A 14,535-nucleotide genomic window follows, 5' to 3' on the forward strand; every position below is an offset into this window, starting at 1 on the left:
CATGCGCTTCACTGTCGACCGCCTCGATCATGTCGTCGTGACCTGTCGCGAGGTCGAGGTGAGCGCGTCGTGGTACCAGCGCGTGCTCGGCATGGAGCGCGAGGAATATGGCCGCAACCGCCGCTGCGCGCTGCGCTTTGGCGGCCAGAAGCTCAATCTGCGACCGGCCGACGCCGAAGGCTGGACCACGGCCGACGCGGCCCTCCCGGGCGGCCAGGATCTCTGCTTCGTCACCGCCGTGCAGGCCGATGATGTCATCGAGCATCTCGCCGGTTGCGGTGTCGCGGTGATCGAAGGCCCGGTGGCGCGTCTCGGCGCGCTCGGCCCGACCACCTCCGTCTACTGCCACGACCCCGACGGCAACCTGGTCGAACTGGCCTGCTATGCCGGTTGACCCGGCCCTTGCGGTGCTGCCGGGTGCCACCACCATGCAGCACCGCTCGCCGGGCCGATCATGGGCGATCCTGCTGCTGCTCGTCCTGCTCGCCGGTGTAGCGGCCTATTCCCTCTGGGGCGCGGTGGTCGGTGCGAACGCGGCGCGGGTACTCTGGGTGGTGCCCGGCCTGGTGGCGCTGCATCTCAGCCAGTTGCTGATTGCCGGCCTGGCTTGGCGCAGCCTGCTCTGCGGCAAGCGCCCCGGTGTCCTCGCATTCTGGCGCCTGCGTGTGGTGCGTGAGGGGATCGACTCCGTGCTGCCGGTGGCAGGGGTTGGCGGCGAGATCGTCGGCGTGCAGCTGCTCGCGCGACGCGGCGTGCCGTCCAGCCGGGCCGCGGCCAGCGTCGTCGTAGACGTTACTGTGGAACTGCTGACGCAGATCCTGTTCCTGCAGACCGGCCTGTGCGTCCTTGCCTGGATCTCCGGTCACGCCGGTACATGGAGCGGGCAATGGGAGGCGGTGGCCGCGGGTGTCGTCACCGCCGTGAGCCTGCTGCTGGCGCAGCGCTTCGGCCTGCTGCGGGCGCTCGAGGCGCTGGCGCGCGGTATCGCCCGGCGCTGGCCGGCACTGGCCGGCGCCACCCTCGATGGGCTGCATGCCGAGGTGCAGCGCGTCTACCGCGCACCGGCTGCCATGTTCGGGTGCGTCGCCCTGCATGGCGCCGCCTGGGCAATGGGGACCATCGAAAGCTGGATCGTGCTGCATCTGCTCGGAGTACCCGTGGGGGTCCTGCAGGCGCTGGTGATCGAGAGCCTCGGCATGGCCGCGCGCAGCGCCGGCTTCTTCATACCCGGTGCGATCGGCGTGCAGGAGGGCGGTTTCGTAGTGGCCGCACTCGCCGTTGGTCTGCCCGCCGATGCGGGGCTGTCGCTGTCCCTGGTCAAGCGTGCCCGCGAGATCGCGGTCGGTCTGATTGGTATCGGCCTGTGGCGGTGGCGGCCGGCATGATGCTGCACGACGCCGAATTCCTGAGCGCGCTCCTGGCATGGCTCGCCGGGCTCGCCGCCATCGCGAGCCTGGCGCTGGCGCTGTGCGGCGCCCTCCTGGTGCGCCGCTTCTATGCGCGCGAGCCGGAGCTCTGTGCCTCGCTGCCCGCGGTCACCGTCCTCAAGCCGCTTTGCGGCGACGAGCCGAGGCTGGAGGCGGCGCTCGCCTCGATCTGCGCCCAGCATTATCCGCAATTCCAGATCGTCTTTGGCGTGCAGGATGCGGCCGACCCGGCGCTGGCTTGCGTGCGCCGGTTGCGGGCGCGTTTCCCGGCCTGCGACATCACGGTGATCGTCGACGCCGAGATACACGGTCCGAACCGCAAGGTCAGCAACCTGATCAACATGCTGCCCGCCGCACGTCACCAGCTGCTGGTGTTCTCCGACAGCGACCTGCATGTGGCCGACGACTATCTCGAGCGGCTCGTCACGGCTCTGGCCGTGCCGGGGACGGGGCTGGTCACCACCCTGTGCTCTGGCCTGCCCACGGCCTCCGGTCTCGGCGCTGCTCTGGGCGTCATGCACATCACCCACTCCTTTCTCCCCGGGGCGCTGCTGTCGCGCGCGCTGGGGCGGCAGGACTGCCTCGGCACCACGATGGCGCTGCGTCGCGACACCCTCTCGCGGATCGGCGGCCTGGGCGGCCTGGCTGTGCATCTCGCCGAAGACAACGTGCTCGGCCAGCGGGTGCGCGGGCTTGGCCTGAACATCGCGCTGGCCGATACGGTGCCGGCCACCGCGGTGTCCGAACCCAGCCTCGCCGCACTCTGGCAGCATGAACTCCGTTGGGCGCGCACCATACGCACCTTGGAGCCGTGCGGCTTTGCCGCCTCGACCCTGCAATACCCGCTGTTCTGGTGCCTGCTGGCGCTGACCCTGAGCGGCGCCGCCGACTGGAGCGCCATCCTGCTGGGTGTCGCCTGGGCGGTGCGCGCCGGCTGCGCCATTAAGATCGATCGCGCGGTATCGTCGCGGCAGCCGTTGCCGCTCTGGCTGCTGCCGCTGCGCGACCTGATGTCGGTGGCCGAGATCGTGGTGAGCTTCCTGGGTGCGCGGGTGGTCTGGCGTGGCCATATCATGCAGGCAAGGCCAGCCGCGCGACTGAAGGTCCTGGCCGAACTCGAGCCCGAAGGGATGGTATGATGCCCAATTCGAGATTGCTCTACGCCAGCGCCAATGGCGACCAGTGGCATCTCATCCACGACCGCCCCCGCGTCCTCGTCCGCCACACCCCCAACGTGCCCTCCGGCGGCAGCGCGTCGATGCTCGACATCGCCGCCTTCCTGGCGCGCGGCCAGGGTCCCGAACAACAGGCGCTGCTTGCCCTGATCGCAACCCTGGTCGACGACTCCGCCCCCAACGACGTCGTTCCGGCTGTGGTCATCGGCGCCTTCGATTGAGCCCGGCCGCCTGAGCCAGGAGCCGGACGTCCAGTCGACCCGTTGCCGCCAGCAACGCTGCCTCGGCGACAATGGTGTCGTGCCTGCTCTCGGCGAGGGATATCTGGGCCGCACGCAGGGTCTGGTCGGCAATGAGCACGTCGAGCGTGCTGCGCAGGCCGTCCCCGTATTCGAGCTGGGTGCCGTACAATGCGACCGTAGCCGACCGGACCTGCGCGATATTGGCACGCGTCGCATCCAGGCCCCGCTGCACCTGGCTCCAGGCGGTGACGACCGTTTGCATGCCTTGGCGACGGGCCGTGTCGGCGGCTTGATCGAATGCCTCGGCATGATCCTTCGCCTGGCGCACCTCGGAGGCGATCAGGCCGCCGGTCACCAAGGGCTGGGTCAGGGTGACGAGCCCGGTGACCTCGCGATCGTAGCCGCGGCCGCGGAACGGCGCGGCCGGCCCGATATATCCAACAGACCCTTGCGCGCTGATCGTCGGGAAGTAGGCGGCCCGCGTCGTGGACACGTCCTGATTCGCGGCACGGGCAGCAAGCCGGCTCTGCAGAACTGCCGGCCCGTCAGCTTCGGTCAGCGCCAGGGCGCCACGGAGCGTGTTCGGCAAACCGGGCAGGACCGCTGGTGCCACCAGGTCTCCGGGGGCTTCCCCCACCACGGCGCGAAAGGCGGCCTGGCTCGCCTCAAGCCGCGCCGACGCATCATCGCGAGACGCCACCGCCTGTCGCCGCTGCGCCTCGGCCTGAGCGACATCGGTGCGTGTCACCCGCGCGCCAAGCCGGTACTGCGCGGTGACCTCGGCCACCTCGCGCGCCAGTGTCGTCATATCGGCGCGCCGCACGGCGAGGATGTCCTGGTCGCGCAGCACGTCCATGTAGGCGCCGATCACCGATCGAAAAACCTGTGCCTGCACCAGCCGAAACTGTTGCCGCCCGGCCTTGATGCGCGTCTCTTCGGCCCGCACGCTGTCCGCGATGCGGCCACCGCTATACAGCGGCTGGCGCACGGTCAGCAGCGCCTCCACGTCATTGCTCTCGCCGGTCCCGGCCGCGTAGTCGAAGATGTCGAAGGGTGCGCGCAGATAGCCGCCATCCAGCGTCGCGGTGACCACCGGTTGCCATCCGCTGCGTGCCTGAACCGCGGTCTCGCTGGTGGCGCGCAGCGTCGCCTGCTGGCCGCGCAACGTGGGATTGCCGCGCCAGGCGAGCGCCAGCGCGTCCTGCACCGTCTCCGCCCGCGCTGGGCCGGCCGCGCACAACAGGCACACCATAACAAGCTGCCACCTACTCATAGCGCAGCGCCCTGGCCGGCTCTGCCCTGGCCACCCGCCAAGCCTGGCCCAACACGGTGAGGATCGAAATTGCAACGGCAATCACCGTTACGACAACGAAGTAGCCCGGCGACAGCCCGATGCGCTGGTTGAAGCCTGACAGCCAGATGCGCATTGCCGCCCATGCAACCGGCCAGGCGATCAGGTTTGCGAACAGCACCGGCCGGACGAACTGCCCGACCAGCAACAGCAGCATGTCGGTGGCGCTGGCGCCGAGCACCTTGCGTATGCCGATCTCCTGCATCCGCCGCGCAGTGCCGAAGGCGGCAAGCCCGTAGAGCCCCCCGGCGGCGATCGCCAGCGCCAGGATCGACCCCATCGAGAACAGCCGCGCCCGCTGCTGGTCCGGACGATAGAAGCGGCTCAGTCGCTGGTTCGCGGTCTCCGCCCGGAACGGCTGTCCCGGCACCATTTTGCGCCATACCGCTTGCAGGCGCCCCAGGATTTCCTGTCGGGAAACGCCCTGGAAGCGGACTGCCGCGATGCCGCCTTCGACCCGCTGGGAGTTGTAGAGATAAAATTCCGGCGCGATCGGATCATGTGGCGACATGAAGCGCACATCCCGCACCACGCCGATGATGGTCAGGGTCTTTCGTCCGGTCGGGCTTTGCATGCCGAAGCTGTGACCGATCGCGTTACCAGGGTTGGCGCAGCCGAGCATGAGCGCCGCCTTGCGGTTCAGGACGGTCGAGAGCCGCGTGCTGGTCGGGCGATTGGCCTGGTCGTCATCGCCATGGGCCGCGTCGAACACTCTGCCAGCGAGCAGTTGAACGCCGTAGGTGCGGAAATAGTCCGGTCCGACCTGCTCGTCCTGCATGCTCGGCGCCTGTCCGGTCCAGCCGGGCGGAAAGATCGTCTGATTGCTGGAATTGGTGCTGTCCGGCATGCGGTCCGATTCTGTTACGGCGGTAACGCCGGGCACGCCGCGAAAGGCATCCAGGATGACGCGCTGCCTCGGCTCCAAATCCTCGGGCGCCGTGCTCAGCACCAGGATCAGGCCCTGCCGATCGAACCCGCGATCCGCACGGCGCAGGAAGTTCGCCTGCACATTGATCACCAGCGTGCAGATCGCAAAGCCGGTCGCGCAGGCGAACTGTATCAGCACTAGCAGGGTGCGCAGCCGCTGCCCGAGCCGTCCGCCGGACGGCAGCCGAACCGACGCCAGCACCGCCGCCGGTCGATAGTTTGCGAGCAGCAGCGCCGGATACAGCCCGGCACCGATGCCGACCACCAGCACGAGCAGCGCGAGCCAGGACAGCACCACCGGGTAGTCGATGCGCAGGCTCCAGCCGCCAAGCGTATTGAGCATCGGCACCGCCAACTCCGCGCCCGCGAGCCCGATGACGGCGGACAACGCGACGAGGGCTGTGGACTCGCCCAGGAACTGCACCAGCAGCGCCCGGCGCGACGCTCCCATCACCTTGCGCAGGGCCACTTCGCGGGCGCGAAGACCGGCGCGTGCCGTCGCCAGATTGACGGTGTTGATCGCCGCGATCAGCAAGGCAAGAACACCGACCGCGCCGAGGCTGAAGACGACACGCGGGTCCACGATGAGCCCGCCCATTCCCAAACCAACCAGATGGAAATGCGCATCGGTCAGCTTGACCAGGGACAGTTTTAACTGATCCTCAGGATGGACGCCCAATTGATCCTGGCCGCTTCCCGCCGCGCGGCGTGCAACAAAGGCGCGCAGGGCCGCCGCAACCCTTCGCGCGTCCGCACGGTTCTTGAAGCGAAGATAGGTCGGACCGGCGTCGTCGCCCCAGGCGCGAAAGGCACGCACATCCTTCTCGACGGCCGGGGTGAGCGGGGTCAGCATCGAGATTTCCAGGGTCGTGTTCGTCGGCAAATCCTTCATCACCGCCGAGATGATGTAGGAGGCGCGATGACCGTCGCGTGTCATGTCCAGCGTCCGGCCGATCACCCGGGTCGTGCCGAAATATTTTCGCGCCAGGCTCTGGTTGATGACGAGATCGCCGGGTGCCGCAAGGGCGTCGCGCCGGCTGCCGGCCACCAGCGGCAGCGCGATCACGTTGAAAAAACTCGGGTCGGTGTATTGGACGATCTGGCTGTCGACCGTCCTGCCGATCGAGATCGTCTCGCGAGTGCCTGACAGGCGCGCGCCGGCGAGGATTTCCGGAAAGTCGGCAAGCAGCAGGGGCAAAGCCACGTAAGAGGTGTCGGGAAACTCCACGGTGGCCTCGCCGGGCAGCGTCCAGGTGGTGTCGAGGCGGTAGACGTCGTTCGCGTGCGGCAGCCAGCGGTCGAAGCTATTTTCGTAACGAACCACCAGCATCAATACGAGGAACACGGCGATGCCCACGGCAAGTCCCAGCACGTTGATGGCGGCATAGAACCGGTGCCGGGCCAGATTGCGGGTAAAGCTGAGCAAGGCGTGCGCCAGCATCAGATCGCGCCCCGAACGGAGAGCACGACGCGGCCGTCGAGCATGTCGATGCGGCGGCGCGCGAGGTCGGCGTGGCTCGGCGAGTGCGTCACCATGACGATGGTCGATCCCTCGGCGTTCAGCGCCGCCAGGATGTCCATGATTTGGGCGCCGTTCTCGGTGTCGAGATTGCCGGTTGGTTCGTCGGCAAGGATCAGCGCGGGATCGCCGACGATGGCGCGCGCGATCGCGGCGCGCTGCTGCTGGCCGCCGGAGAGCTGGCTCGGGATGTGCCGCGCGCGATGCGCGATCCCGACCCGGTCCATCGCGGCAGCCACCCGCGCGCGCCGCTCCTGGCGAGGGACTTTCCGATAGATTAGGCCTAGCTCGACATTCTCGTCGATCGTCAGCTCGTCGATCAGGTTGAAGCTCTGGAACACGTAGCCGAGATGGTCGCGTCGGAATGCCGCCAGGCCCGCTTCCGGCAATCCGGTGAGATCGGTCTCGTCGAAGCGGTACTGGCCGCTGCTTGGTCGGTCGATGGTGCCCAGGATGTTGAGCAGCGTCGACTTGCCGCAGCCGCTCGGCCCCATGACGGCGACGAACTCGCCGCGCTCGATTTCCAGATCGATCGATTGCAGCGCCGTGGTCTCGATCTCGTCGGTACGATACAGCCGGTTGATTCCGGACAGGGTGATCATCGCCGTATTCCTCACCGGATGAGCAGTCGCGCGTAGGTCTGGTCCTGGGCGGTGGACGAGGTGATGACCCGTTCGCCGGCAGCAAGCCCGGAGAGGATCTCGACCTGCTCGGGATTGCGTCGCCCGACGCTGATCGGCCGGCGCACCGCATGGCGTCCGCTTGCATCCAGCACGAAGGCGCTGCTGCCGCCGCCGCTCTCCAGCCAGGGTCCGTTCGGCAGCACCAAAGCGGTCTGCGTGCGGCCGAGCGTGAGCCGGCAATCGATGTTTTCGCCACGACGCAGGCCCGGCGGCGGTGCGTGGTCGAAGGTCAGCTCGACCGAGAACTGCCCGGCCTTGACCTGCGGCTTGACCCGCGACAGCGTCAGCTCCGCTATCGTGCCGTCGAGATCGGCCGTTCCTGCTTGTCCCTCGGCGACACGGCCGAGATAGAACTCGTCGATATCGGCATCGAGACGGAACGCATCAATGCTGTCGATCTCACCGATCTGGTCGCCTTGTTTCAAAGTCTGGCCGGGTTGCAGGGAGAAGTCGGTGAGCCTGCCCGCGACCGGGGCGCGCAAGGTCAGCGCACGCAGATTGCCGCCGACCTCCGCGAGGTTGTCGTGCAGCATCGACACCGTCCGCGCGATCTCGGCCTGCTGACGGCGGGCGACCTCGCGGTCACGCAACCGGGCCTGGCGCAGCGTCGCCAGACGGGCGGTGTCGTAGGTGGCTTCGTCTTCAAAGCCGCGCAGGCCGGAATCGGACTCAAAGCCCTGGCGGTGCAGGCCGCGGCGGATGGACAGTTCACGTTCCGCCTTGAGCAGGTTGTAGCTTGCCTCGGCCACGGCATTGTCCTCGCTGGTGAGGTTCTGCTGCAGCAACAAGCGCTGGTTGGTGACGCCGCCGAGCTGGCCGGCGATTGCCGCCTCCTTGGCGGTCACGTCGAGCCGGAGGTGCGGATTGGACAGGGTGGCCAGCACGTCACCCGGCTTGACGCTGGCCCCGTCCTGCACCGCGACATGCCGCACGGTGCCGCCCTCGACGGCGCCGACATAGACCGTGTGCAGCGGCGCCACCGTTGCGCGCACCGGCAGATAATCCTGGAACGGCGCCCGTTTGACCTCACCGACGCTGATATCGCTGGACGACACCGCCAGCGTGCCGGCCTGCGGCACCCAGCTTGCGGCAAACCCGGCGGCGAGCACCGCCAGCACCAGGCCGGCCGGGATCAGCCATCGCCGCCACCGGACCCAGCGGCCTCGGGGAACGCTGCGATCCATGCTGGCGGGACTGGATTGAGGCATGGCGGACCTTGTCGTGCAGGTCTAGTCTAGCGCCTTGCCGGTCGCCCGCTAACACGTTGTTCGGCAACAGGTTTTCGCTGTCGTATTGGCGTCGCTGTCCGCTTTTGAACAAGGTGTCCGGAACCGAACATGAGCCAGACCCTGTCAAGTCCCGCCTCCGCGCCGCCGCGTGTGCTGTTCGTCGATGACGATGCCGACGTGCAGAAATCCGCGGCCCTGTTGCTGCCGCGACGTGGCTTCGGCTTGTTGCAGGCGCGCTCGCCGGACGAGGCGTTCAGCCTGCTCGCGGAGCGGCCGGTCGATGTGGTGCTGCTCGACCTGAATTTCGGGCCGGGTGCGACTACCGGCGCCGAGGGTCTCGCCACCCTCGAACGGCTGCTGGCGCACGAACCCGACCTGGTCGTGGTGGTGGTGACCGGCCATAGCGGCGTCGCCATCGCGGTGGCCGCGATGCGCGCGGGTGCCGCCGACTTCGTCATGAAGCCCTGGAGCAACGAACGACTGCTCGCCACCCTGAGCGATGCCGCGGCACTGCGTCGCCGTCGTAGTCGTCCAGTGGCCGGAGCACAGGCCGAGACGCCGCTGATCGGCGACAGTCCCGCCATGCGTCGTGTGCTGGACCAGGCCGCACGGATCGCGCTGACCGATGCGTCGCTGGTGCTGCTCGGTGAGGCCGGCACCGGCAAGAGCCTGCTGGCGCGCACCATCCACCGGCTGTCGCCACGGTCGGGAAGGACGCTGCACGTGCTGGACGCGGCGGCATTGGGCGAAAGCGGACTGGATGCAGCGCTGGCGCCGCTCGACGACAGCGATACGCTGCTCATCGAGGAGGTGTCCGCACTCCCCATGGCGCTGCAGCGTCGCCTGCTTGACCGGCTCCAGTCGCACCCGGCGCTGCGCGTGATCACCACCAGCCGCCGCGACCGATCCACGCTTCACGCGGCCCTGCTGCCGGACCTGCTCGACCGGCTTGGCGCGGTCGAGCTGCTGCTGCCGCCGTTGCGCCAACGAGGCGATGATGCGCGGCGGCTCGCCGAACATGCGCTGCGTCGCGCGGCGTTGCGCCACCGCCTGGGCGCGTTGAGCCTGTCGGACGCGGCCCTGGCCGCACTCGCCGCCGGGCATTTTGCCGATAATCTGCGCGGCTTGCTGCGGGCGGTTGAGCAGGCAGCACTCCTGGCCCCCTTGTTGGCCCGCGACGGGGTGATCGAGGCGCATGACATTCCGGTGCCGGCGTCCGTTTCGGAAGCGGTGGCGCCACCCGGAGAGGGCGACCTGCATCTTCGTCGTTCCGAAAAAGCATTGGTCCAGGCGGCGCTGCGCCGCCACGGCTTCAATGTCAGTCACGCCGCCCGCGAGCTTGGGCTGACCCGCGCCGCCCTCTACCGGCGCATGGCACGGCACGGGCTTTGAGCGGGCGCGCGAGCGCTGTCGCCGCCCTGCTGTTGTTCGGCTGCGGCGCGCTCGCCTGCCTTGCCTGGTCGTGGCACCTGTTCGCGTCCGGTTTCGTCATGCTGTTGGCGGCGTTGTGGGTCGCCATAGTCATGCTCAGGCAGGAGCGGCGTCTCGCGGCAGCACCTGCACCCGCTCCGCCGCATGAGGCGGCGTGGCTCGCCGAGACAGAACGGCGCCAGTTGCGCGCCATGCTGGACCAGACGCCGGCCGCCCTGCTGATGATTGCCGGCGACGGCGCGGTCCGGGCGGTCAACCGTGCCGCCCGCCGTCTGTTCGCGACCGATGACCGCATCTCCTCGCTGCCGCCGTCGATCGGTGACGCTCTCGAACGCATCAGGCCGGGCCAGCGTACCGTGCTGAAACTCTCCGTCGATAAATCCAGCGAACAGGCGCGCAGCTACGCCTTGTCGATTGCAAGCAGCACCGGAGCGGGAGGCATGCTGCGCCTCGCCATACTGACCGACATCGAAGCCGAGCTGCAGGTGGCGGAGGCGCAGGCGGCGCAGGATCTGCTGCAGGTGCTGGGCCATGAAATCATGAACTCGCTGACGCCGGTCACGTCGCTCGCCGAGAGCGCGAACGCGCTATTGGCTGATGGCGGACCCGAGCAGTTGGCGCAGGCCCGTGACGCGTTGGAAACCATCCTGCGTCGCGCCAGCGGATTGGAACGTTTTGTCCGCGACTATCGTCGCCTGGCACGGCTGCCGCCGCCGGACCTGCAGCCCGCCTCCATCGCGGCGCTCCTGCAGCATGCCGGCGACCTGTTCCGCTCGCGCTGGCCCGAGGTGCAGCTGACGCTATGCTTGCCGGAGCCCGATCTCGTCGCCAGGCTCGACGCCGATCAGCTCGCCCAGGCCCTGCTCAACCTGCTGGCCAATGCCGCGGACGCCGCCATCAACGGCTCGGCACGGCCGCCCTGGGTAACGCTGGATGGCTCAGCCCAGGGCGATGGCGTGGCGATCCGGGTGACCGACAGCGGCGACGGCATAGCGCCCGGGCTTGAGGAGACGATCTTTCAGCCATTTCAGAGCGGCCGCCCGGACGGCACGGGCATCGGGCTCGGTCTTGCCCGTCAGATTGCCCGCCTGCACGGTGGCGCACTGCTGTTGTTACCACCGACGCCGGATCACGGCGCCTCGTTCCTGTTGACGCTGTAGAGCTGGCCGCGCGGGTGCGGCTCAGGGCGTGGGGCAGCCCGCGTCGCCGGCGGCGTTGAGTGGGTCGCGGGCGCTCTCCATCAGCCACAGATGATCGGGGGTTCCGTTATCCTCGAACTGCACGACATTCGCGCCGCTGTCGTGCGACTCCTGGCTGACGCCGAGCACCAGGCCGCTATGCTTGTTCCTGATCAGGAACTGGCCGTTGCCGCGATCGATGAAGCTCCAGAGTTGGCTGGACGCACCGTCGCCGCTCTGCTGTTGCGCGATCAGGGCACTGTCCGCGGTCGAATTGCCGCTGACCCCCAGCACCAGGCCGCTGTTCATGTTGCGTATGGTGAAACTGCCGCCGCCCGCATCGGCCAGGATCCAGAGATGGTCGTTCGTGCCGGTATCCTGGAACTGCTTCACCTGCGCGCCGTCCGCACGAGACGCCGCCTGCACGCCGAGCACCAGCCCACTATTGACGTTGCTGATCTGGAAGATCGGCCGGCTGAACGCCTGCAGTTCCTGGATCCCCCAGCCGGTGCCGCCGCCGGCGTTGGCGGCCAGCACGCGTATCCGGCTCGTGGTCAGCGGCGGGAAGGTGATCCTGTTGGTGGCGTTGGCCACGGGCGCTGGATCCTGCCGTACCTGGTTCGGCACCGTGGCCCAGGCGGTGCCAGTCCAATATTGCAGATCGTAGCTGTTCGGCACCCGCACGCCGCCGCCATCGTCGTAGAACGTCACGCGGACGTCCGAGAGCGTTACGTCGCGCTGGAAATCGATGCCGTAATAATCGGTCGGGTTGGGTGAGGCATACGAGGTCCAGCGGCTGTTCTCGGGAATCCCGGTCCGGTACACCACACCGTCGATGCCTCTCCACACATCGTCATAGGGCGAGGTGTAGCTGGCGAAGGGTTGCGTGCCGTAGGCGAAGCGCTGGCTGTTCGTGGCGATATCGACAACGCCGCAGGCATTGCTTTGCGTGATCGGGTGTCCGACATCGACCGCGAGCACGCCCAGGGTCGGTCGCGCGGCGACCCGCTTGCCATCGACATAGACGCTCAGCCCGGCGCCCTGCTTGTAGCGGGCGCCCCCGCGATCCCACAGCACGGTGACGTTGTGGCCGTGATAGGGTGCGTTTTCCAGCGCGAAATAATCCCAGCTCGCCGGTGCCAAGGGGCGAAGGACAAGCACGTCGCCGGGCTCTCCGCGCAGTCCGATCAGCCCGGCAATGACGTTGTCGTTGAACGTGGAGTGGTTGTAGTCCTCACTGTGATCGTAGCTGTCGTAAATCCAGTCATTGGCGTCGGCGTCGTGGGCTTCGGCGACGTAGGGAACCCCGTTGCGGAACTGTGTCGCCGCATAGGTGTGCAGTGCATTGACATAGTCGCCTTGGGTGAAGGTCAGTTGCGGCGGGTAGTCGTCGAGCAGGTTGGCAAGCCCGGTCAGGGTCTGCGCCGTCTCGTATGGCCAGGACGGGCCGTCCCAATGGCAGCAATTCGCGTCCTGGTAGTCGAACCAGCGGCTGCGCCGTTCCGCCGTCGTCGGGCCGAATTGCGCGGCAAAGCCCTCCGGGTCCTTGAGTTCAGCCAAAGCGATCGCATCCTGGGGCAGTGCTGCATCGAACATCCAGGGCACGAAGCCCTCTTCCTCGCGCGTATCCAGCAGCGCCATCGTAGGATTGTTGTCGCGCGGCATGTCGTAGAAGAAATGCCTGTTGGGATCCCACAGCCGTGCCTGCATGTTGCGGCGCAGCGAAGCCGCCCGTTTGAGGTAGTCAAAGGTGGTGGCGCCATCTCCCGACAATGCCGCGATGCTGGCGATTGCCGTGGCGTCGCCGAATTGATAGGCATTGATGGTCGGCCGGTAGCCGGCGCCGCCATGATAGGGATCGCTCGACTCATAGGAGGCGGGGGTGAATTCGGTCGCGTCCCAGACCGGCACCTGCCAATAGAGCCCGAGCGTCGAATTGTAGTGATTGTCCCAGCCACGATACTGCGTCACCAGGTGGTCAAGCTGAGACTTGGCGAAACCCAGATCGCCGTGTGCCAGATACACCTGCCACACGGCACTCGCGATCCAGAAACTGTATTCGTGCGCCCAGTCCGACGTATCCGGGTTGTCCGCGTAATTTTGCGGCTTGGGGAACTGTCCTGGACCGTCCAGCCAATAATTGATGTTGTCCTTGACGTATTGCTGGTCGCGCAGCCAGCGTCCCTCGATCGTCTGGTGCCCGGCTGCCGCGTCGACACCGCCATAGGGCGCACCATACGAGACCGGCGCGAGGAATTCCGTCGACAGCCAGCCATAGATCGAGCCCGTATAGATCAGGTGCTCCTTATAGGTCTGCCAACGGTAGTAATAGACCTGCTGGATCAGCGAATCCGGCACGTCGAGGAACGGTATATTGTGGAGAAACCAGTCAGGGTCGTTGACCGGTCCGAGCAGCGCCGACTTGTTCAGGAAGTCCGTACCGCCTGGTGCGGCACCTGGAAAAGGCTGCGGCGGATCGATGGCCGACGCCGGTTGGGCCGCAAGCAGCAAACCAGCCAGCGCCGTCGCATGAAGGATTCCGCGCATCGTCTGCCTCCCCATCCGGCTTTTTTTCAATGCTCGAACGGACAAGGATGGGTGTCAAGAAGACGTTAATCTTCCTTACTGGGCGAGATAGCCGCCGTCGACCGGGAGCACCACACCGGTGATGAACGAGGCGGCGTCGGAGGCCAGGAACAGGATTGCCTGGGCGACCTCTTCCGGCTGTCCCAGTCGGGCCATCGGGTGCATCGCCTTTACACCGGCAATGTAGTCGACGGAGAGTTTCCTGACGGCTTCGGTGGCGATCGTGCCTGGGGCGACCGCATTGACGCGGATGGCGCGTGTCGCGAGTTCCACCGCGAGATGCTTGGTGATCCCAGAGGCCACGAACTTGGCCGGGCCGTAGACCGCCTGGCCCTTTTGTCCGGCTTCGCCGGAGATCGACGATAGGCAGACGATCGCGCCGCCGCCGGTCTTGAGCATCGCCTCGACGGCGAACTTGCAGGTGAGAAACATGCCGCGCCCGTCGACCGCCATCACATGGTCGAAATCCTCGGCGGTGGCATTCAGCACATCCAGTTCCGGTATGATCCCGGCATTGGCGACGAGCACGTCGATGCTTTGATAGGCATCGACGCAGGCCGCGATCATCGCCGCGGCATCCTTGCTGTCGGAGACGTCGCCGACAACGCCGCGGACCTGAGCACCGGCGGCGATCTCCGCGCGCACTATCTCCAGTGCCGCCTCGTTGACGTCGTTGATGATCAGCCGCGCGCCCTCCGCGGCGAACAGCATGGCGGTGGCGCGCCCGATTCCGTGGGCGGCCCCGGTCACCACCACCGCCTTGTCCTGCATCCTACCCATAGCTTTT

The 14,535-nt window shown here is 67.3% G+C and carries 12 protein-coding genes; 6 read left to right on the forward strand and 6 right to left on the reverse strand.

The features are described from left to right. The first annotated feature begins 1 nt into the window (after position 1). Genes ACQY4K_RS15805 through ACQY4K_RS15820 form a run of 4 tightly spaced genes read left to right on the forward strand, consistent with a single transcriptional unit; the run spans position 2 to position 2,823 of the window. Positions 2-394, forward strand: a complete 393-nt coding sequence (locus tag ACQY4K_RS15805) for a VOC family protein (RefSeq protein WP_428391141.1) — start codon at positions 2-4, stop codon at positions 392-394. Further along, positions 384-1,385, forward strand: a complete 1,002-nt coding sequence (locus ACQY4K_RS15810) for a lysylphosphatidylglycerol synthase domain-containing protein (RefSeq protein ID WP_428391142.1) — start codon at positions 384-386, stop codon at positions 1,383-1,385. The genes ACQY4K_RS15805 and ACQY4K_RS15810 overlap by 11 nt, the downstream gene beginning before the upstream one ends. After that, the gene (gene hpnI / locus ACQY4K_RS15815; protein ID WP_428391143.1) at positions 1,382-2,566 is read left to right on the forward strand and encodes a bacteriohopanetetrol glucosamine biosynthesis glycosyltransferase HpnI; all 1,185 of its coding nucleotides are present in this window, start codon (positions 1,382-1,384) and stop codon (positions 2,564-2,566) included. Before ACQY4K_RS15810 ends, hpnI begins: the two co-directional genes overlap by 4 nt. Further along, positions 2,563-2,823 (forward strand): hypothetical protein, encoded by a 261-nt coding sequence (locus ACQY4K_RS15820; protein WP_428391144.1) that lies wholly within the window; start codon positions 2,563-2,565, stop codon positions 2,821-2,823. Before hpnI ends, ACQY4K_RS15820 begins: the two co-directional genes overlap by 4 nt. Here the strand turns inward: ACQY4K_RS15820 and ACQY4K_RS15825 are convergent. The 4 genes from ACQY4K_RS15825 to ACQY4K_RS15840 are packed head-to-tail and all read right to left on the reverse strand — an operon-like array spanning position 2,804 to position 8,532. After that, positions 2,804-4,117 carry a TolC family outer membrane protein gene (locus ACQY4K_RS15825; protein WP_428391145.1) on the reverse strand — a complete coding sequence of 438 codons (1,314 nt, stop codon included), beginning with the start codon at positions 4,115-4,117 and terminating at the stop codon, positions 2,804-2,806. The two genes, ACQY4K_RS15820 and ACQY4K_RS15825, sit on opposite strands and share 20 nt — an antisense overlap. Continuing rightward, positions 4,110-6,563, reverse strand: a complete 2,454-nt coding sequence (locus tag ACQY4K_RS15830) for an ABC transporter permease (protein WP_428391146.1) — start codon at positions 6,561-6,563, stop codon at positions 4,110-4,112. The genes ACQY4K_RS15825 and ACQY4K_RS15830 overlap by 8 nt, the downstream gene beginning before the upstream one ends. Then, a complete protein-coding gene (locus ACQY4K_RS15835) occupies positions 6,563-7,243 on the reverse strand; it encodes an ABC transporter ATP-binding protein (protein ID WP_428391147.1) in 681 nt (226 codons plus the stop codon). The genes ACQY4K_RS15830 and ACQY4K_RS15835 overlap by 1 nt, the downstream gene beginning before the upstream one ends. Before the next feature lie 11 nt (positions 7,244-7,254). Next, positions 7,255-8,532, reverse strand: a complete 1,278-nt coding sequence (locus tag ACQY4K_RS15840; protein WP_428391148.1) for an efflux RND transporter periplasmic adaptor subunit — start codon at positions 8,530-8,532, stop codon at positions 7,255-7,257. A 129-nt stretch (positions 8,533-8,661) separates the two neighbouring features. Between ACQY4K_RS15840 and ACQY4K_RS15845 the strand changes: the two genes are divergently transcribed. Beyond that, positions 8,662-9,945 carry a sigma-54-dependent transcriptional regulator gene (locus ACQY4K_RS15845; protein WP_428391149.1) on the forward strand — a complete coding sequence of 428 codons (1,284 nt, stop codon included), beginning with the start codon at positions 8,662-8,664 and terminating at the stop codon, positions 9,943-9,945. Beyond that, entirely contained in the window at positions 9,942-11,144 is a 1,203-nt protein-coding gene (locus ACQY4K_RS15850; RefSeq protein ID WP_428391150.1) for a sensor histidine kinase, read from the forward strand. The genes ACQY4K_RS15845 and ACQY4K_RS15850 overlap by 4 nt, the downstream gene beginning before the upstream one ends. Before the next feature lie 21 nt (positions 11,145-11,165). On the opposite strand, the gene ACQY4K_RS15855 is transcribed toward ACQY4K_RS15850, so the two are convergent. Then, the gene (locus ACQY4K_RS15855) at positions 11,166-13,709 is read right to left on the reverse strand and encodes an MGH1-like glycoside hydrolase domain-containing protein (protein ID WP_428391151.1); all 2,544 of its coding nucleotides are present in this window, start codon (positions 13,707-13,709) and stop codon (positions 11,166-11,168) included. Between the two features lie 75 nt (positions 13,710-13,784). After that, a complete protein-coding gene (locus tag ACQY4K_RS15860) occupies positions 13,785-14,528 on the reverse strand; it encodes an SDR family NAD(P)-dependent oxidoreductase (RefSeq protein WP_428391152.1) in 744 nt (247 codons plus the stop codon). Positions 14,529-14,535: the final 7 nt, after the last annotated feature.

Origin of the sequence: Lichenicoccus sp. (assembly GCF_965276875.1) — a bacterium.
Lineage (GTDB): Bacteria > Pseudomonadota > Alphaproteobacteria > Acetobacterales > Acetobacteraceae > Lichenicoccus.